Raw genomic sequence first — 18,804 nt, forward strand, 5'->3', positions numbered from 1 at the left:
CTGGAGGTGCTCCATGTTGTTCATGCGCAAGACCACCGCGTTGCCGAGTGCAGCCGAAGCGTTGCCGGGCCGTGCCACCCCGATACCGACCGCAACCACGCATTTCGTCAACGGCCGCAAGCTTCAGCCACCCTATCCGGCGGGCGTCGAACAGGCAGTTTTTGGATTGGGCTGCTTCTGGGGCGCAGAGCGCAAGTTCTGGGAGCTCGGCGACGGCATCCATGCGACCGCCGTCGGTTATGCCGGCGGGCATACGCCCAATCCGACCTATGAAGAGGTTTGCTCGGGCCGCACCGGTCATACCGAAGTGGTGCTGGTCGTGTTCGATCCGAAGAAGATTTCCTACGAGCAACTCCTGAAGACGTTCTGGGAAAATCACGACCCGACGCAGGGCATGCGGCAGGGCAACGATGTCGGTACCCAGTATCGCTCGGCGATCTACACGTTTGGGGACGCGCAGCGCCAAGCCGCCGACGCGTCGAAGACTACGTACCAGAAGGCGCTGGCGGCGAAGGGCTTTCGCGCCATCACCACCGAGATCACGCCGGCGGGCGAATTCTATTTCGCCGAGGACTATCATCAGCAATATCTCGCCAAGAATCCGGCGGGCTATTGCGGGCTAGGCGGCACCGGCGTGTCCTGCCCGATCGGCGTCGGCGTGAGTGCTTGATTCTTGCTTCTCTCTCCCTCTCCCCGTGAAGAACGAGGAGAGGGAGCTTTGAGCGCCGTCGTCGCCCCCACCTTCCAAAAAACCGTTTGTTAACCATACCCAGTGCAAGACTAGAGCTGTCTCGCTTTGAGGGATGGCCTGGGTGCGGGTTGTGCGCGCGTTTCGAATACCGATCACTGCGATCATCACCGCGCTCGCGCTGTCGGGCTGCATGCGCACGACCGGGCCTGTTGCGGTCGCGCCGCAAGGCGATCTCGACCAGATGGCCTATGGCCAATCCAACAGTCCGCCGCCGCGAACGGTCGCGGTCGATTCCGGTGGCGGCGCCATTGGCGCGCTTCGCGCCGCCTTTGCCGCGGCGCCACGAACGGCACCGGCACCCACCGTCGTTGCCGCGCCTGCCGCCTATGCCGAACCCGCGCCCGTGCGATACGACGCGGCCTATCATCTCGATGCCGGCGACAAGCTGCGCGTCGTCGTCTATGGCCAGGAGGGCCTGACCAACACCTACGCGATCGACGCCAGCGGCGCGATCACGATGCCGCTGATCGGTTCGGTGCGCGCGCGCGGCCGCACCACGGCGGGACTGGCGGCGGAGATTTCGGCGAAACTGCGCGCCGGCTTTATCAGGGAGCCATCGGTCGCCGTCGAGATCGAAGCCTATCGGCCGTTCTTCATCCTCGGCGAGGTCGCAGCACCCGGGCAGTACCCCTACGTCCCCAACATGACGGTTGAGAGCGCGGTGGCGATCGCCGGCGGCTTTTCGCCGCGCGCCCGCCGGGACGGCGTCACGGTCACCCACACCGATGCGTCCGGCACGTCACGTTTCGTCGTTCCGCCCGGCAGCCCGATCAGCCCCGGCGATACCGTGCTGGTCAGCGAGCGCTGGTTCTAGGCGTTTCATCGAAGCGTCGTCTCGATTGAAGTCTTTCCTGAGCATTTATGTCAGGCAAATGCCTCGCATTTGACCAAGATAATTCACCATCCGTTGCGCGCGAGCGCGAACGCAGCGTTCTGCATCATGTTGCGGAAGCAATCATTGGCAAATGGTCTAACTTGCAGTGGCAGACTTGCGGTTCCGCACGTGCTTGACGCTCTGTTGGGAGTCCTGCGTCAGCTTCGGTGCGATGAATTGGCGCTATGCGCTGAATGCGTTCGAAACCATGTTCCATCTTGCGCTGCAGCGATGTAGAAAGCCGTCGTTCAATCGAGGCGCGCCGGCTTGTCGGTAGAGTGCCTGCAATCCGGAGTGTAACCATGAACTATCATTTGCCGGTCCGCGTGGCGCGTGCGGCAACGGCTTTAGCGTTGCTCGCTTCCATCGCCGTGACCGCCTTGTGTGCCTCTTCGCATCAAGCATCGGCGGCCGATCCCTATCCGAGCCGCCGCATCACCTTCGTGGTGCCCTATCCTGCGGGCGGCGCTACCGACGTCCTGGCCCGCTTGCTCGCCAACAAATTGCAGGAGTCGTGGAAGCAGACCGTCCTCGTGGAGAACAAGTCGGGCGGCGGCGGCGTGGTCGGCAACGACCACGTGGCAAAGGCACAACCCGACGGCTACACCGTGCTGATCGGCATTACGCAGATCATTCAGGCGCCGAGCCTCGTTTCGAAACTGCCCTACGACGTCTTCAAGGATCTCGCGCCGGTCACCCAGATCTCGCTGTCGACGATCGTTTTGGTGGTCCCCGAGCAGCAGCCGATCAAGTCCGTCAAGGAGCTGATCGATTATGCCAAGGCGAACCCCGGCAAGCCTTACGGCACCTTCGGCAACGCCACGACGTCGCATCTTTACGGCGAACTGCTCAAGAAGACCGCCAATATCGACATGACCCATGTGCCCTATCGCGGCTCGGCGCCTCTCACGAACGACTTGCTCGCTAACACGGTTACCTCGGCGTTCCAGGACCTGACCACGGCGAGCGCGCAAATCAAGGCGGGCAAGCTCAGGCCGTTGGCGGTTGGCGGCGAAAAGCGCCGGACCGCGTTGCCCGATGTGCCGACGATGGGCGAACTCGGTTACCCCGGTTTTGAAATCGAAGGCTGGCTCGGCGTCTTCGTGCCCGCCGCAACGCCCAAGGAGATCGTGAAGAAGCTTTCCGACGAACTCGCCCGTATCATCGCCTCGCCCGAGGGCATCGCCGGGATCGAGACGCTCAGCCTCGTGCCGGTGGGTGGCTCGGCGGAAGCGTTCGAGAAAGTCCTGCGCCGCGACTACGAGAAATGGGCCGATGTCGTGAAGGCAACCGGCGTCAAGGGCGAGTGAGGCCGGGACTTCTCTCCGTCATTCCGGGATGGTCCGAAGGACCAGACCCGGAATCTCGAGATGGTGCGCAATTGCGCACCATAGTTCGCGCGAAGACGCGCGCCCCGGAATGACGCCCTCCGGGCGTCACTTCAAATGCTTGGCGAAAAACGCCAGGCTGCGCGGCCAGGCGATATCGGCGCTGGCCTTGTCGTAGCTCGCGCGTTCGTCGCAGTGAAAGCCATGCTGCGCGCCGGGATAGAGATGGACTTCGACGTCCGGCCGCTTGGACTTGATGGTTTCGACGTCGGTTAGCGGAATGCCCGCATCCTTTTCGCCGAAATGCAATTGCGTCGGCACTTGCGGCTTGTCGTCGGCAAAGCGGACAACGGCGCCGCCGTAATAGCCGACCGCGGCGGACAAACCTGACAGCTTGGTCGCTGCCGCATAGGCGATGCTGCCGCCGAGGCAGAAGCCGATGATGCCGATCGGGCCGACATCTTTCACTGCGTCGATCGCGGCCTGGGTGTCGCGCAGCATCGCGGCCCAATCCGGATTGGCGATGAACTTTCGTGCATTTGCAATCTCGTCAGGCGAATAGCCGCACTGGAAGTTCGGTTGCGTGCGATCGAAGATCGACGGCGCAATCGCGACATAGCCTTCGCCCGCCAATCGGTCGCACACCGAGCGGATGTGGTGGTTGACACCAAAAATCTCCTGGATCACCACGATCGCCGCTTTCGGCCGACCTGCGGGATCGGCGCGATAGCCGCCCAGTTTGAAGCCATCCGAGGCCGTCAGTTCGATATCTTGTCCCACGGGTCATCCATTTGCGTTTGAGTTGCACGAGATCGATGTTCTGGGGTCGGCTATTGCCACATCCAGTTGTGACCCCAGTCGCCCTTCCAGCCGGCCAGCCTGCCCTTGCGAAATTGCAGATAGAGCCGGTCCTTTCTGTAAAATAGCCCGCTGCCGCCGACGTTACGGAACGCGAGAAAGATTTCATCGCCCGGACGGCCCCTGATGTAATTGAGCGGGACGCCGAGCGCGCGTGCGGCTTCATCGGCCTCCATGCCGAACGCCAGCGGAATGTTGTTCGATAGCGTTTCGGTGAACGGTGGCGGGTAGGGGCCGCCGACCGGCGGCAAGTGTTGCGCGGCAGCTTGCGCGAAGCTGCTCGCGATAAGGGCGAGGGCCACCGCGGCTGTCTTCATGACGCGGCCTTCTGTGGTGCCGTGTGTGGCGCCTTGGCATCAAGGCTGTCGAGGAACGGCAGCACCGTGTCGATGAAGGCCTGCGGCTGGTCGATGTTGACGGCGTGGCCGGCAGCAGGGATCACCATCTTCTGCGCGCCCGGAATCTTGGCCGCCATGTAGTCGGAAGCGGCGAGGAACGGGGTGTCGTCGGCGCCGACCACGATCAGCGACGGCACCTTGATATGGGGCAGCGATTCAATCACGCGGGCATCGCGCTGGGTCAGCATGCCGCGCGCGGCGCGCGCCAGTCCCGACGCATCGCGATGGATGACGCCGGAGCGTTCGCGGCTGGCCGATTTCAAAACCTCCAGACCCTCGCGCTCGAAGCGATCGCCGGTATCGTACGCGCGCTTGTTCCAGACCTCGCGGGCCTCGTCCTTCTTGAAGCCCGGGCCGGTATCGATGATCAGCAGCGCGCGGACGCGGTTTGGATGGGCGCGGTAGAACGCCAGCGACATGTAGCCGCCCAGCGAAAGCCCGCCGACGATTGCGCTCTCGGTGCCGACGGCGTCAAGCAGCGCCGCCATGTCGGCAACCGTCAGCGCTTCGCTATAGGCTGCGGGATCACTGGGATAATCAGACTGGCCGTGGCCGCGCATATCCCACAACACGAGCTTGTGATGCTTCGACAAGGCCGCGATCTGGCCCTGCCACATCCCACTGGTCGATGAATAGCCGTGGGTCAAGAGCAACGGTGGGCCGGAGCCGTGAACCTCGTAATAGATGCGGACCCCGTCGCGATCGATCGTCGGCATTGCGGCTCCCTGGGAGTTCCCATGCAACTTTCGCCCATCCTAGCGCGATCCGATCGCGATTGGGAAATGCGGAAAGCGAGGGTGGTATCAGCGCATTGATAAGACCCTTGTTCTCGTCATGCCCCGCGCATGCGGCGCATTACGAACGAGATCGCTAAAATTTTAGCGTTCACAGTAGCCTATATTCACGATGCCTCTTAAGCCCCGGGGAACTCCTTATCCGCTAGCCTCGGTTGCAAGTCATCATCGCTAGGGGTCTGGGGTTTCATGACATCCGCAACCAACAAGACTTCGACCAGGCGCCGGCTGTTGCTCGCTTCGGATCGGAGCGATCAGAGCAGCGAACTCGCCAGCATTTTGCGATCGGTCGGTCAGGTCGACACCATCGCGACTTCCGACATTCCCGACGCGCCGGAACGCGATCTGGCGGGTATCGTGGTCGACATCAACCTGCGCTCCGCCGAGAGCGTACAACTGGTGCGCAACAAGCTGCGGGCCGAGGCCTATCGCGAGATGCCGCGGCTGTTCGTGCTGGCGGACGCGCTGCACCACGGATCGATGCAGGCCTGGGCGCTCGGCGCCACCGACACGATCGCGCGGCCGTTCGACGCGCTAGGCATCCTGCAGCGGATCCGCGCTGCCTTTCCGGACAGCGACGGATACGACGAGACCGATCGCGGCAAGGCCCTCAACAGGGGCGTCGAAGCGGCGCATGCCGTGATGGTCAAGATCTTCGAAAAGCTTCCGGCCGGCGTTCCCTTGAAGTTCAGCGACATCATCGAGGCCGAGAGCAAGATTCTCAAGGCTATCAAGCATTCGTCCTTGCGGGAATGGCTGACGACGGTCGGCTGCCACCACAGCGGCAGCTATCGCCATTGTCTCTTCGTCACCGGCTTTGCGGTGGCGTATGCGCAGCATCTCGGCATGCGCGACGACGACCAGCGCCGTCTCGCCCGCGCGGCGCTGCTGCACGACGTCGGCAAGGCGTTCATTCCGGTGGCGATACTGGACAAGCCGGGTCCGTTGACGCTGGAAGAGATGGAAGAGATGCGCCAGCATCCGCGCCGCGGCTATGACGCGCTGTCCGCGCAAGGCGGCTTCCCGCCGGAAATGCTCGATGTGGTGCTGCACCACCACGAATTTCTCGACGGCACCGGCTATCCCAACGGCCTGAGCGGCAAGGAGATCAGCGACATCGTGAGGCTGACCACGATTGTGGATATCTACGCAGCCCTCGTCGAGAAGCGCGCCTACCGGCTGCAGTTCACCCACGCCCGGGCCTACGGCATGATGGAAGAAATGGGCGACAAGCTCGACCAGCATCTGCTGCACGCCTTCCGCCCGGTGGCGTTCGGGTATTATTGATTCCCTCCATCGTCATTCCGGGATGGTGCGTTAGCACCAGACCCGGAATCTCGAGATTCTCAGGTGCGCAATTGCGCACCATAGTTCGCTTCGCGCCCCGGAATGACTGCCATTCGGCATCTCACCCCAGCATCTTCCTTAACTCCGCCTTTGCCACCTTCTCCAGCGTCGAGCGCGGCATGTCGTCGACGAAGTGAATTTCGCGCGGGACCTTGAAGTCGGCGAGCCCGTTCCTGCAGGCGGCCATCACGGTGTCATGGAGATCCGCCGGCGCGCCCGCGACACCGGCCTGCGGAATGATGAAGACGACCGGCACTTCATCCAGCATCGGGTGCTTCTTCGCCACCACCGCGGCCTCGCGTACGCCGGGCACGACGGCGATCACCTGTTCGATCTCGGAGGCCGCGACGTTCTCGCCGCCGACCTTCAGCATGTCCTTGGTGCGATCGCCGAACCGGATGAAGCCGTTCTCGAGCAGCGTGACGCGGTCGCCGGTGATGAAATAGCCGTGCTCGTCGAAACTCTCCCGCGTGGCTTTTTCGTTGTGGAGATACTCTGAAAACAGCGACAGGCCGGGAATGCCCTTGATCAGGAGATTGCCGGTGCCGCCGACTGGTGTCGGCGTGCCGTCGTCCTCGACGATGCGGATCTGATATTCCGGCGCCGCGCGGCCGATCGACATCGGCGTATTGGGCTGGTCGACCTCGCCGACGATGCCGTGGGTGATGGTTTCCGTCATGCCCCACCAGCCGATCGTCTTGACGCCGAAGGCGGCAAACGGCGGCGGCTCGGATACCGCGGTGCCCCACAGCCGGAATTTGTGGCTCTTCGGAATCTCGTGTTCCAGCAGCGCCTTCATGCAGAAGGGAATTGTCGACGTCCAGGTGCAGTTGTGCTCAAGCGCCACGCTCCAGAAGCGACTGGCCGAAAAACGCGGTTGGATCACGCAGGTCGCGCCGACCCACAATGACGCCAGCATCGAATAGGCCAGCGCGTTGGTGTGAAACAGCGGCAGATAGGTCTGGTGCACGTCGCCCGCATGCAGGTCCTCATGCGCGGCGTTGATCTTGGCGCCCCACAATGCGTTGGCATGCGTCCACAGCACTGCCTTTGGCCGCGACGTGGTGCCGGAGGTGTATTGAACGCTGCACGGCGCGAACGGATCGGTGGCGCGGCGTGCCCGGTCGGCGCTGTCGGCGAAGAGCTGCTCAAAACTGTCGCCGCGCGGCGCGACTTGCGCCGACGTACTGCCTGCATCATGCGAGATCACGGCGATCCAGCGCAGGCCGCGGCAATTGGCCGAGATCAGTTCGGCATAGGCAGGCTGGGTGATGGCCGCGACCGCGCCGCAATGGCCGGCGAAATACTCCATCTCGGCTGCCGCCGAGCGGGTGTTTGTGGTGACCGCGACCGCGCCGAGTTCGACGCAGGCGAACCAGGCCAGCATGGCCTCGATGCAATTGTCGAGATGGATCAGCACATATTCGCCGGGCTTGACGCCGCGCTTGGCGAGGCCGGCGGAAAGCGCGCCGACGCGCTCGTGGAATTCCCCGTAAGACCACCTCCGCGCCGGCCCCTCGAACGCCGCCCAGATCAGGAATGGATGGTTGCGGCGGCTTTCGGCACGCATCCGCAGCAGCCATGGCACGTCGAGATCCGCGAACGGTCCGACAATACCTGGTGCGGCCTGTGAAAGTGGCATGATTCCTCCCGCGCGGCTCTACGGCCGCCTTGGTTTTTGCTTGGGAGTAGTTTTGCCATCGGATGGCGCGCCGGGCAAATCGGGCAGTCATTCCGGGACGATGCGAAGCATCGAACTATGGTGCGCAATTGCGCACCTGAGAATCTCGAGATTCCGGGTCTGGTGCTAGCGCACCATCCCGGAATGACGAAGGACCAATCGTCGCTTCAATGACGAAGGACCAATCGTCGCTTCGTTCGCCGGAGCGCCTTAGCCCACATCCCCTTCATACGACGAAATCTCGATCAAGCTCCCGTCCGGATCCCGGCAATAGACCGAGCGCAGCGTGCCGCGGGCGCCTTGCTTCGCGACCGGGCCTTCCTCGATCGCGACGCCGTTGGCCTTCAGGTGCGCCACGACTTCGTCCGGCGTACTCGACGTCAGGAAACACAGATCGTCGCTGCCGGCGGTTTCGTGATCGGCCGTGAACCACTCGACCTTGTCGGCGTCGCGCGGCCGCACGTTGATCTTCTGGTTACCAAACACCAGCGAAGTCCGCGGCGTTTTGCCCGGACCGGGATCGAACACCTTGACCTCCACGCCGAGGATCTTCCGGTACCACTCGGCGGAACGCGCCACGTCCGACACATTGATGACGAGATGGTCGAGAGCGTTAACCCTGACAGACATGCCTTATCCTTTCGTCGCGGTCGGAGACGCTGCGCCCCACTGGCCGCACCCGGGTTTGTTTGTTACAACGCGCGCCGCGTTCGGTTCAATGGAACCGCGCTTCAATAGAAACGGACCGGGCTTGAACCCCGGCCTCCAAGGAGAAGTTTTATGATTTCACGCCGTACCGCGATTTGCCTGGCTGTCATCGGCCTTTCCACTGCCGCTTCGATCGGCAGCGTTTCGGCGGCGGACTATCCGACCCGGCCGGTGAAATGGGTCGTCGGATATCCGCCGGGCGGCGCGACCGACATCATCGCGCGGCTGATCGGTCAGCGGCTTTCCGAGCGGCTCGGCCAGCAATTCGTGATCGAGAACAAGCCCGGCGCCGGCAACAATATCGCCACCGAATCCGTCATCAACGCCGAGCCGGACGGCTATACATTGCTGCTGGTCAATCCCGCGAACTACATCAACGCCACGCTCTACGCCAATCTGAAGTTCAACGTGGTCCGCGATCTTGCACCGATCGCGGCGTTCAATCGCGTGCCGAACGTGATGACGGTCAACAAGGACGTGCCGGCCAAGACGGCCGCCGAGTTCATCGCCTATGTGAAGGCCAATCCCGGCAAGGTGAACCTGGCCTCGTCCGGCAACGGCACGTCCGTGCATCTATCGGGCGAAATGTTCATGGCGATGTCCGGAGCCAAGATGCAGCACGTGCCCTATCGCGGCGCCGCGCCCGCGATCACCGATCTGCTCGGTGGCCAGGTCCAACTGATCTTCGACAACATGCCTTCCATCCTCCAGCATGTTCGTGCCGGCTCGGTGCGGGCGCTGGCCGTCACCAGCACGACGAAGTCGCCGCTGTTGCCTGATGTGCCGGTGCTTGCCGACACCATCCCGGGCTACGAGGCTAGCGCGCTGTTCGGCGTCGGTGCACCGAAGAACACGCCGAAGGAAGTCATCGCCAAGCTGAACAAGGAGATCAACGAGATCCTCGCCGAGCCGGCGATCAAGGTCCGCCTGACCGAGCTTGGCGGCGAGCCGCTGATCGGACCGCCGGAGGTATTCGGCAAGATGATCGTGGCCGAAACCGAAAAGTGGAAGAAGGTGATCGAGGAAGCCAAGGTCGAAAAAGTGCAGTGATCTTCGTCACGGAACATAGGCGCAGCCGCGGTGTTTTATGGCAAAGGCGACGCGGCTTGCCTCATGTGAAGGAGATCGAAGATGCGCAGTGCAATATTAGCGACATTGGCGCTGACGGTGGCGACAGTCGCCACGGTCGCGGGCAGTTCACCCGCGGCGGCCTATGACTATCCCTACTGCCTCCAGGGTCGGACCATCGGCATTCCTGGCGACTGCTCCTACAGCAGCTATGGTCAGTGCATGGCATCGGCGTCGGGTCGCGGGCTCTACTGCAACGTCAATCCGCGCTTCGCCTTTGGACAACAGCAGCGGCGGATGCGGGTTTATCGGGATTATTGATCGCGTCTCGCAACCCTTCCGCATGATGGCCGGACGAGAGCGCTGTTCGCGCTGAGCGATCCGGCCATCGGTGTCTCTTCTTCCCGTTACTCCCGAATTCGTGATGCATACGCCGGCTTGACGGCGTTTTGTTTGCGTCTATACTAAACCGTATGGTTAAATATCAAGAGGACGTTCTGGACCGCACCTTTGCCGCGCTGTCCGATCCGACGCGACGCGCGCTGCTGGCGCGGCTCGGCGACCGCGAAAGCCTGTCGGTCAGCGAACTGGCGCAACCGTTTTCGATATCACTGCCTGCGATCATGAAGCATCTCGATGTGCTGTCGGACGCCGGCCTGATCGCCCGCGAAAAGACCGGCCGTACGGTCGCGTGCCGGCTGACCGCCAGCCCGATGGAGCAGGCGATGGACTGGCTCAACCGCTACCGGCGCTTCTGGTCCGACAATCTCGACCGCCTTGCCGCTTTTGTGGAGGAAGACCCATGGCCACCCAGTCAAGCCTTGCCAAGAAAGACCCTGCCCGCAACGCCGAACTCGCCGCGCGCCCCAGTCTCACGCTCACGCGCCGGTTCAACGCGGCGCCCGAAAAAGTCTACGCCGCGTGGGCCGACCCGGAAAAGCTAGTGCAATGGTTCGGGCCGACCTCCGTCGAGGAGGGCTCAGTCAAGGCCGATATCGACCTGCGCGTCGGCGGGCGCTACCGCATCAGCTTCAAGGTCGACGGCAACTATAACGAGGTCGGCGGCGTCTATCGCGAGGTCGTTCCGAACGAGCGGTTGGTGTTTAGCTGGGCATGGCATTCGACGCCGGAGCGGGAATCGCTGGTGAGCATTTCGATCAGGCCTGAAGGAAGCGGTTCGCTGCTCGTCTTCAACCACGCGCAATTCGTCGATGAGAAAGCACGCGACAATCACCAGCGCGGCTGGACCGAATTCCTTGGCAAGCTTGAAAGCTACTTGGCCTGAACACGAGGAGCCGCCCATGCAACCGCATCGCGTCGTTTCCCGCGAGGAATGGATCGCCGCCCGCAAGGCACACCTTGCGCATGAGAAGGAATACACCCGAGCGCGCGAGCGTCTGAGCGAAGAACGGCGCGCGCTGCCCTGGGTCAAGGTCGAAAAGAACTACGTATTCGATGGTCCCGGCGGCAAGGTCTCGCTCGGCGACCTGTTCAAGGGGCGCAGCCAGCTCGTGGTGCAGCATCTGATGTTCGAGCCCGACTGGAACGAGGCCTGCAAGAGCTGCTCGTTCTGGGCCGACGGGTTCGAGCGCATGATCCCGCATCTGGCCGCCCGCGACACCACGATGGTCGCGATCTCGCGCGCGCCGCTGCAAAAGCTTACTGCATTCAAGCAGCGGATGGGCTGGACCTTCGATTGGCTGTCGTCGGGTGCAAATGAGTTCAACTACGATTACGGTGTCTCGTTCACGCCCGCGCAGCTCAAGTCAGGCGCCGCGCTCTATAATTTCGGGACCACCGCCTTCGGCGGAGAAGAGGCGCCGGGCATCAGCGTGTTCTATCGCGACGAGGCCGGAAACATCTTCCATACCTATTCCTGTTTCTCGCGCGGCCTCGACATGATGAACGCCGCCTACCACTATCTCGACCTCACCCCGCTCGGGCGTCACGAGGAAGGCCTGCCGTATCCGATGGACTGGGTGCGACTACGTGACCAATACCAGCCGTCACAGGTTCAGGCATCTTGTTGTCATAGCTGAACGAGCGGTTTTCTCGTCATTCCGGGGCGATGCAAAGCATCGAACTATGGTGCGCAATTGCGCACCTGAGAATCTCGAGATTCCGGGTCTGGTGCTAACGCACCATCCCGGAATGACCGAATGCGACGGCGAGAAATGTGAAGAGGAAACTTGCAATGCCTTACGTCGATGGCTTCATCGTCGCCGTGCCGAAGAAAAATCTCGAGGCCTACTCCCGCCTGTCGAAGAAAGCCGGCAAGATCTGGCGCGAGTACGGCGCACTGGATTATCGCGAATGGGTCGCCGAGGACGTCAAGCTCGGCAAGGTCACGTCATTTCCGCGCGCCGTGAAGCTCAAGCCGGGCGAGACCGTCGTGTTTGCCTGGATCACCTACAAGTCGCGCGCCCAGCGCGACAAGATCAACGCCAAGGTGATGGCGGACCCGCGGCTTAGCGAAATGATGGATCCGAAATCGAAGCCGCCGTTCGACGGCAAGCGGATGATCTATGGCGGATTCGAGAGCTTGGTGAAGGTGTAGGCGGAGCTCCGCCTACATCAGCCATGTTCCGAGGGCACCCGGTGGAAAGCTGGGGGCCAAGCCCGGCGGTTCGTTCCGTTGTGATATAACTGTCAAACAAGCCCTTTAGGACATCCGGTACCGCAGCCACGGATACCGGATTGAAATGGCCGAGATCGAGATTCGGGCGCTTCGCAAGGCCTTTGACGGCGCCGAGGTTCTGAAAGGTGTCGATCTCACGATTCACGACGGGGAGTTCATCTCCCTCGTCGGTCCGTCGGGGTGCGGCAAATCCACGCTTCTGCGCGTCATCGCCGGTCTCGAACCGCAGTCGTCCGGCGAAGTCCGGATTGACGGTGCCAGTGCCGACGGCGTCAGGCCGAGCGCGCGCAATCTGGCAATGGTGTTCCAGTCCTACGCGCTTTATCCGCACCTGAGCGTGTTTGACAATATTGCCGTCCCGCTGCGGATGAAGCGCCTGTCCGCGCTGGAGCGGGCGCCGTTCGTGGGCCGGCTGATGCCTGGTCGCCGCCGCGCCGAACGCGTCATTCGCGACGATGTCGAAAGGGTGGCCGCGCAGCTCGAGATTTCGCCGCTGCTGAAGCGCAAGCCCGGGCAATTGTCCGGCGGTCAGCGCCAGCGCGTTGCGGTCGGCCGCGCCATCGTGCGTCAGCCGCGCGCGTTTCTGTTCGACGAGCCGCTGTCCAATCTCGACGCCAAGCTTCGCGTGCACATGCGCGCCGAGATCGCCCAGTTGCACCGTCAGCTCAAGACGACCTTCATCTACGTCACCCATGACCAGGCCGAAGCGATGACCATGTCGGGCCGGATTGCCGTCATGATCGGCGGCGAGCTCATTCAGGCCGGCGCGCCCGCCGCTGTCTATGAAGACCCCTGCGATATCCGCGTCGCCGAATTCGTCGGCACGCCGAAGATAAACGCATTTCCCGGTCGTATCCGCAGCGATGGCCGGCTGGAGACGCTCGGACATGTTCTCCATATGGCAACACCGGCGCCGGAAGGAGAGTGCCGCATCTGCGTCAGGCCGGAGCGGATCGAGCTGGCTTCGCAGGGACTGCTTTCCGGCACGGTCGTGCATCTGGAAAATCTGGGATCGGAAGCCTTCGTCCATATCGGCAGCGCGGGCACGGACGCGCCCGTGGTGGCGCGCGTCAACGACCCCAGCCAGGTGCCGGCGATCGGAGCCACAGTCGGCTACGGCTTTGCGCCGGAGGCGGTTCGCGCCTTCGACGTTGATGGTAAGCGCATCGCGACTTCGATCCCGTCGCGCGTCGAGCGGCCGCGGGAGATGGCCGTTGTCTGACGCTGCCACCGCGCTGCAGGGAGTGGCGATGGCGCCACGCGTCCCTGCTCGGGTGTTTGCCAGTTTCCGCCGGACGGGGCGATCGCAGGCAGCCTATGCGCTGGCCGCGCCGGCCTTCGTGCTGATGCTGCTGATGCTGATCGGCCCGCTCGCCGGCGTGATCGCGCTCTCGTTTACGGACTATCAACTAGGCGCGCCGGCGTTCTCCTGGATCGGCCTCTCGAATTATCGGGAGATGTTCGCCGACCGGGTGTTCTGGATTTCACTGAAGAACACGCTGACCTATGTCGCGATCGTAGTGCCCGGCGCGGTGGCGCTCGGGCTCGGCGTTGCGCTCCTGATCCAGAGCGGCGCCGGGCTCAAGAGCTGGTATCGCACCGTCTACTTCCTTCCTGTCATGGCGACGTTGATCGCGATGGCGATCGTCTGGGAATTCATGCTGCATCCGCAGTTCGGCCTGGTGAACGGACTTCTGCGCGCCGCCGGCTTGCAGGGCCATAGCTGGCTGCAGGATCGCGGCACCGCGCTTTATTCGCTGTGCGTAATCGGTATCTGGCAGGCCACTGGCTTCAACATGGTGCTGTTTCTCGCCGGCCTCGTCTCGATCCCGAAGCATCTCTACGATGCGGCCGAGATCGACGGCGCCGAAGGCGCGTGGTCGCGTTTCCGCCTGGTGACGTGGCCGATGCTCGGGCCGGTTACCCTGTTCGTGGTGGCGATCTCGGCAATCCGCTCGTTCCAGGTGTTCGACACAGTTCAGGTCTTGACCAAGGGCGGCCCTTCGAAATCGTCGGAAGTGCTGATCTACACGATGTATACCGAAGGCTTCGAGTTCTTCCGCTCCGGTTACGGCGCGGCCGTTACCGTCGTGTTCCTGGCCTTCGTGCTGCTGCTCACCCTGCTCAAATCGGCGCTCGGCAACCGGGAAGTGCACTACGCATGACGCCACGCGCCCGCATGCTTCTGTGCTCTGCGATCCGGCACATCGTGCTGCATGCGGGAGCGCTGGTGATGTTGACGCCCTTCATCTGGATGGTGTCGACCGCGTCAAAACCTCAAACCGAGATTTTCTCGTCCGATCTGCACCTGATTCCCTACCACTTTGCGCTGTGGGACAATCTCCGGATTGCTTTCGCCAAGGCCGATCTATGGCGCTATCTGCTCAACGGCTTGATCGTCACGACCTCGATCTTCGGCCTTCAGGTGCTGGTTGCCCTGCCCGCCGCCTACGCCCTCTCCAAATTGCGCTTTCTCGGCCGTGACGTGCTGTTCGCGCTCGTCGTGTTCTGCATCCTTATTCCGCCGCAGGCGACCGCGATCCCGGTATTCCTGCTGCTGCATAAACTGGGTGTTCTCGACAGCTATGCGGCGCTGGTGCTGCCGTTCACGATCTCGGTGTTCGGCATTTTCCTGATGCGCCAGTTTTTCAAGACCGTGCCCGACGACCTGATCGACGCCGCGCGAATGGACGGGATTTCCGAGTTCGGCATCGTCTGGCGCGTGATGCTTCCGACCGCGATTCCGGCGGTAACCGCGTTCGGCATCTTCTCGGTGGTCGCGCACTGGAACGACTATTTCTGGCCGCTGATCGTGCTGAACAGCGAGCATTTGCAGACGCCGCCGCTTGCGGTCGCGCACTTTCGCAACAATGAGGCCGGAGCCAATTACGGCCCTCTGATGGCGGCGGCGATGGTCATCATCGCCCCGCTCGTCATCGCCTTCCTGTTCGCCCAGCGACGCTTCATCGAAGGCATCACGCTCACCGGCATCAAGTAACCGAGTTTTTTCAAACCTCAGGAGACGACAATGTTCAGAACATGGATTGCCGCAGCCGCCCTTTCGCTCGCCGCCGGTATCGCGCATGCGCAGACCGAAGTCGTTGTTCAATACCCCTATGCCGAATTGTTCGATGGCACGCACAAGCGCATCATCGAGGAGTTCGCCAAGGTGCGGCCGGATATCAAGGTCACGCTGCGTGCGCCCTATGATTCCTACGAGGAAGGCACCCAGAAAGTGCTGCGCGAGGCGGTGACCAGCCAGATGCCCGACGTGAGCTTCCAGGGTCTCAACCGCATCCGCGTACTGGTGGACAAGAACATTCCGGCCGAACTCGACGGCTATATCGCGGCCGAGAAGGATTTCGACAAGCAGGGCTTCCATCAGGCGATGTTCGATATCGGCACGGCGAGCGGCAAGGTCTACGCGCTGCCGTTCGCGATTTCGCTGCCGATCGTCTACGTCAATCTCGACCTGGCGAAGAAGGCCGGCGCCGATCCGGCCAATCTGCCGCGGACGTGGGACGGGCTGATCGATCTCGCCAAGAAGATCAAGGCGCTCGGTCCCGATATCAACGGTATCACCTACGCCTGGGACATCACCGGCAACTGGCTGTGGCAGGCGCCGGTGTTTTCGCGCGGCGGCACCATGTTGAACGCCGAGGAAAACAAGGTGGCGTTCAACGGGCCGGAAGGCCAGTTCGCGATCAGGACGCTGGCGCACCTTGTCAGTGAAGCCGGCATGCCCAATCTCGACCAGCCGGCGATGCGCGCGACCTTTGCCGCCGGCAAGACCGGCATTCACGTTACCTCGACCTCCGACCTCAACAAGACCACGCAGATGATCGGCGGCAAGTTCGAGCTGAAGACCCACACGTTCCCGGACGTGGTGTCGCCGAACGGCCGGTTGCCGGCCGGCGGGAATGTCGTGATGATTCTGGCCAAGGACAAGGCCAAGCGTGACGCGGCCTGGGAGGTCGTGAAATTCTGGACCGGCCCGAAGGGCGCTGCAATCATGGCGGAGACCACCGGCTACATGCCGCCGAACAAGGTCGCCAACGACGTCCACCTGAAGGATTTCTACGTCAAGAACCCGAACAATTACACCGCGGTCAGCCAGCTCGCGCTGCTGACCAAATGGTACGCCTTCCCCGGCGACAACGGCCTCAAGATCACCGACGTGATCAAGGATCATCTCAACTCCATCGTGACGGGTGCGCGCACCAAGGAGCCGGAAGCCGTGCTCGCCGACATGACGAGCGACGTGCAGAAGCTGCTGCCGAAGACGGTGGGTTCGGTGCGTTGACGACAACCGCCTTACCAGGAATCGCCGCGGTTACCACGCCACGCCGCGGCGGTCGCTAACAGGGAGACCATGGCTCGATGAAATTCGTCATCCTTACCGACACTCATTTCGTCGCCCGTGGCCGTAAGCTCTACGGGCTGGATCCCACCGAGCGGCTTGGCGCGGCGGTCGAGCGGATCAATCGCGATCATCCGGATATTTCCTTCGTGATCGTGACCGGTGACCTTGCCCACTGGGGCGAGGACGCCGCTTACGAAAATCTCGCGTCGGTCCTGGCGCGGCTGAAGGCGCCGACCATCCTCTTGATGGGCAACCACGACAAGCGCGGTCCGTTTGGCCATTTCTTCCCCGGCGTGCCGCGCGACGAATCCGGCTTTGTGCAGTCCATTCATTTGTTCGATGCTGCCACGATCGTCACGCTGGATACGCTGAACGAGACCGCCCCTGATCATGCCGGATGGCTGTGCGAGGCGCGGCTCGCCTTCCTCGAACACGCGCTCGGCTCGGCGCCAGCCGATCGCCCGCTGCTGCTGTTTCAGCACCATCCGCCGTTCGATACCGGGCTGCGCTACATGGACGACATCAAGCTCGCCAATCCCGAGGCCGAATGGGACGTGATCGCACGCACGCGAAAGCCGGACTATCTATTCATGGGCCATCTGCACCGGCCGATCTCGGGCACCTGGCGCGGCATCCCCTTCCACATCCAGCGCGCGCTATCCCATCAGGTGGCGTTCGACCTCGCTACGGCGGATCACATTCCCGGATCGCACGAACTGCCGGACTATTCGCACGTGACCGTCAGCGCCGGACAGGTGGTGATTCACCAATGCTCGTTCCTCTACGATGGACCGCTGTTTTCGTTGCAGGACCGCGCGGCAATCGAATGGACCGACCGATAACGCCTGACAACGCCAAACACGCCGCGATCGGCCGTCAGCCCGGCCGGGACTGCGCTTCCAACTGCCGGCTGTAGCGCGACATCGCAAAGCAGAACACGAAATAGATCAGCCCGACGAACACGTAGACTTCAACGCTGAACTGCTGCCAGGCGGGATCGATGATGGAGGTCTTCGCTGTCGTCAGCAGGTCGAAGATACCGATGATCAGCACCAGGCTGGTGTCCTTGAAGAAGGCGATGAACGTATTCACCAGCGGCGGGATCACATGGCGAATCGCCTGCGGCAAGATGATCAGACCGTTCTTCTTCCAGTAGGTGAGCCCGAGCGCGTCGGCGGCGTCGTGCTGTCCTCTCGGAATGGCCTGGAGGCCGCCCCGGATGACTTCGGCAAGATAGGCGCCGGCGTACAGTATGAACGCGATCTGCGCCCGGAGCAGTTTGTCGATGTTGACGCCGTCGGGCAGGAACAGCGGAAACATCACGCTCGCCATGAACAACAGGCTGATCAGGGGAACGCCGCGGATCAACTCGACATAGAGCACGCAGAGCGACCTGATCGCGGGCAATTTTGAACGGCGGCCTAGCGCCACCACGATCCCGAGCGGGAAGCCGAACGCCAGCCCGAACGTCGCCAGGATCAGCGTCACCGGCAGCCCGCCCCAGCGATCCTGTGAAACGTAGGACAGCCCGAAGACGCCGCCCCACATCAAGACGCCGATCAGGACCAACGCCGCCGCCCAAACCAGCACCAGTTCCTTGCGCCACCAATTGCGCCGGCTCGACACCCAGAACAGCGCAATGAAGGTGAGGCACACCAGCGCCGGCCGCCACTGCTCATTGAAGGGGTAAGTGCCGAACAGGATGAAGCGGTATTTTTCAGGGATCACGGCCCAGCAGGCGCCGAGCCCACGGATCGACCGGCAGGGGCCGGTCTGGTTGCCGGAAACGATCCAGATCGCATTCCAGTAGCCCCACTGCACCAGGCTGACGAACGCCTTGGCGAGCAGCGCGATCAGGAGCACGGAGATGATGCTTGACGTGACCGAGGCGAACAGGTTCGTGCGCAGCCACCGGATGGCGCGGCCGGCTGGAGTCCGGCGGGATCGCGCGTCGAAGGGAAGCGGATTTTGCGGAGCGTGCGTGATCGACGTCATG

Annotated in this window: 21 protein-coding genes; 15 read left to right on the forward strand and 6 right to left on the reverse strand. The window is 62.7% G+C overall.

Translation table 11 applies throughout. From position 1 onward, the window contains the following. Positions 1–13: 13 nt before the first annotated feature. From msrA to LMTR3_RS18595, 3 genes are all read left to right on the forward strand, one after another. A complete protein-coding gene (msrA, locus tag LMTR3_RS18585; RefSeq protein ID WP_065746479.1) occupies positions 14–670 on the forward strand; it encodes a peptide-methionine (S)-S-oxide reductase MsrA in 657 nt (218 codons plus the stop codon). Positions 671–803: 133 nt separating this feature from the next. Continuing rightward, positions 804–1,565: a polysaccharide biosynthesis/export family protein gene (locus tag LMTR3_RS18590; RefSeq protein WP_176721932.1), complete on the forward strand. Its 762-nt coding sequence runs from the start codon at positions 804–806 to the stop codon at positions 1,563–1,565. Between the two features lie 362 nt (positions 1,566–1,927). After that, on the forward strand, positions 1,928–2,935 hold the full coding sequence (locus LMTR3_RS18595; protein ID WP_084029691.1) for a Bug family tripartite tricarboxylate transporter substrate binding protein: 1,008 nt from the start codon (positions 1,928–1,930) through the stop codon (positions 2,933–2,935). A gap of 126 nt (positions 2,936–3,061) precedes the next feature. Here LMTR3_RS18595 and LMTR3_RS18600 read toward each other — a convergent pair whose 3' ends face one another. Genes LMTR3_RS18600 through LMTR3_RS18610 form a run of 3 tightly spaced genes read right to left on the reverse strand, consistent with a single transcriptional unit; the run spans position 3,062 to position 4,925 of the window. Continuing rightward, complete coding sequence (locus LMTR3_RS18600) at positions 3,062–3,733, reverse strand: dienelactone hydrolase family protein (protein ID WP_065746480.1); 672 nt, start codon at positions 3,731–3,733, stop codon at positions 3,062–3,064. Positions 3,734–3,783: 50 nt separating this feature from the next. Then, positions 3,784–4,128, reverse strand: coding sequence for a hypothetical protein (locus LMTR3_RS18605; protein WP_065746481.1), 345 nt, complete (start codon positions 4,126–4,128; stop codon positions 3,784–3,786). Then, on the reverse strand, positions 4,125–4,925 hold the full coding sequence (locus LMTR3_RS18610) for an alpha/beta fold hydrolase (protein WP_065746482.1): 801 nt from the start codon (positions 4,923–4,925) through the stop codon (positions 4,125–4,127). Before LMTR3_RS18610 ends, LMTR3_RS18605 begins: the two co-directional genes overlap by 4 nt. Before the next feature lie 267 nt (positions 4,926–5,192). Between LMTR3_RS18610 and LMTR3_RS18615 the strand changes: the two genes are divergently transcribed. After that, on the forward strand, positions 5,193–6,290 hold the full coding sequence (locus LMTR3_RS18615; protein ID WP_065746483.1) for an HD-GYP domain-containing protein: 1,098 nt from the start codon (positions 5,193–5,195) through the stop codon (positions 6,288–6,290). A 121-nt stretch (positions 6,291–6,411) separates the two neighbouring features. Here the strand turns inward: LMTR3_RS18615 and LMTR3_RS18620 are convergent, their stop codons facing one another. Together LMTR3_RS18620 and LMTR3_RS18625 are read right to left on the reverse strand one after the other, a co-directional pair. Continuing rightward, a complete protein-coding gene (locus LMTR3_RS18620) occupies positions 6,412–7,992 on the reverse strand; it encodes an AMP-binding protein (protein WP_065746484.1) in 1,581 nt (526 codons plus the stop codon). Positions 7,993–8,241: 249 nt separating this feature from the next. Beyond that, positions 8,242–8,661, reverse strand: a complete 420-nt coding sequence (locus LMTR3_RS18625; RefSeq protein ID WP_065746485.1) for a VOC family protein — start codon at positions 8,659–8,661, stop codon at positions 8,242–8,244. Between the two features lie 150 nt (positions 8,662–8,811). Between LMTR3_RS18625 and LMTR3_RS18630 the strand changes: the two genes are divergently transcribed. The 11 genes from LMTR3_RS18630 to LMTR3_RS18680 all read left to right on the forward strand — a co-directional run bounded on the left by LMTR3_RS18630 (position 8,812) and on the right by LMTR3_RS18680 (position 17,650). Then, entirely contained in the window at positions 8,812–9,789 is a 978-nt protein-coding gene (locus tag LMTR3_RS18630) for a Bug family tripartite tricarboxylate transporter substrate binding protein (protein ID WP_065746486.1), read from the forward strand. Between the two features lie 81 nt (positions 9,790–9,870). Further along, complete coding sequence (locus tag LMTR3_RS18635) at positions 9,871–10,128, forward strand: DUF3551 domain-containing protein (RefSeq protein WP_065746487.1); 258 nt, start codon at positions 9,871–9,873, stop codon at positions 10,126–10,128. A gap of 152 nt (positions 10,129–10,280) precedes the next feature. Continuing rightward, complete coding sequence (locus LMTR3_RS18640) at positions 10,281–10,751, forward strand: ArsR/SmtB family transcription factor (protein WP_065746488.1); 471 nt, start codon at positions 10,281–10,283, stop codon at positions 10,749–10,751. After that, the gene (locus LMTR3_RS18645) at positions 10,751–11,092 is read left to right on the forward strand and encodes an SRPBCC family protein (protein WP_065746489.1); all 342 of its coding nucleotides are present in this window, start codon (positions 10,751–10,753) and stop codon (positions 11,090–11,092) included. The genes LMTR3_RS18640 and LMTR3_RS18645 overlap by 1 nt, the downstream gene beginning before the upstream one ends. Positions 11,093–11,108: 16 nt before the next feature. Beyond that, on the forward strand, positions 11,109–11,846 hold the full coding sequence (locus LMTR3_RS18650; RefSeq protein WP_065746490.1) for a DUF899 domain-containing protein: 738 nt from the start codon (positions 11,109–11,111) through the stop codon (positions 11,844–11,846). A gap of 155 nt (positions 11,847–12,001) precedes the next feature. Continuing rightward, the gene (locus LMTR3_RS18655; RefSeq protein ID WP_065746491.1) at positions 12,002–12,364 is read left to right on the forward strand and encodes a DUF1428 domain-containing protein; all 363 of its coding nucleotides are present in this window, start codon (positions 12,002–12,004) and stop codon (positions 12,362–12,364) included. Between the two features lie 145 nt (positions 12,365–12,509). Further along, complete coding sequence (locus LMTR3_RS18660; RefSeq protein ID WP_065746492.1) at positions 12,510–13,667, forward strand: ABC transporter ATP-binding protein; 1,158 nt, start codon at positions 12,510–12,512, stop codon at positions 13,665–13,667. Between the two features lie 28 nt (positions 13,668–13,695). Beyond that, a complete protein-coding gene (locus LMTR3_RS18665; RefSeq protein ID WP_141686696.1) occupies positions 13,696–14,610 on the forward strand; it encodes a carbohydrate ABC transporter permease in 915 nt (304 codons plus the stop codon). A gap of 14 nt (positions 14,611–14,624) precedes the next feature. Next, positions 14,625–15,443: a carbohydrate ABC transporter permease gene (locus tag LMTR3_RS18670; RefSeq protein WP_210184713.1), complete on the forward strand. Its 819-nt coding sequence runs from the start codon at positions 14,625–14,627 to the stop codon at positions 15,441–15,443. Between the two features lie 30 nt (positions 15,444–15,473). Further along, positions 15,474–16,748: an ABC transporter substrate-binding protein gene (locus LMTR3_RS18675; RefSeq protein WP_065746495.1), complete on the forward strand. Its 1,275-nt coding sequence runs from the start codon at positions 15,474–15,476 to the stop codon at positions 16,746–16,748. Positions 16,749–16,825: 77 nt separating this feature from the next. Continuing rightward, entirely contained in the window at positions 16,826–17,650 is an 825-nt protein-coding gene (locus LMTR3_RS18680; RefSeq protein ID WP_065746496.1) for a phosphodiesterase, read from the forward strand. A gap of 34 nt (positions 17,651–17,684) precedes the next feature. Here LMTR3_RS18680 and LMTR3_RS18685 read toward each other — a convergent pair whose 3' ends face one another. Beyond that, entirely contained in the window at positions 17,685–18,803 is a 1,119-nt protein-coding gene (locus LMTR3_RS18685) for an amino acid ABC transporter permease (protein WP_065746764.1), read from the reverse strand. Between the last annotated feature and the right edge of the window lies 1 nt (position 18,804).

The organism is Bradyrhizobium sp. LMTR 3, from assembly GCF_001693485.1.
Lineage (GTDB): Bacteria > Pseudomonadota > Alphaproteobacteria > Rhizobiales > Xanthobacteraceae > Bradyrhizobium.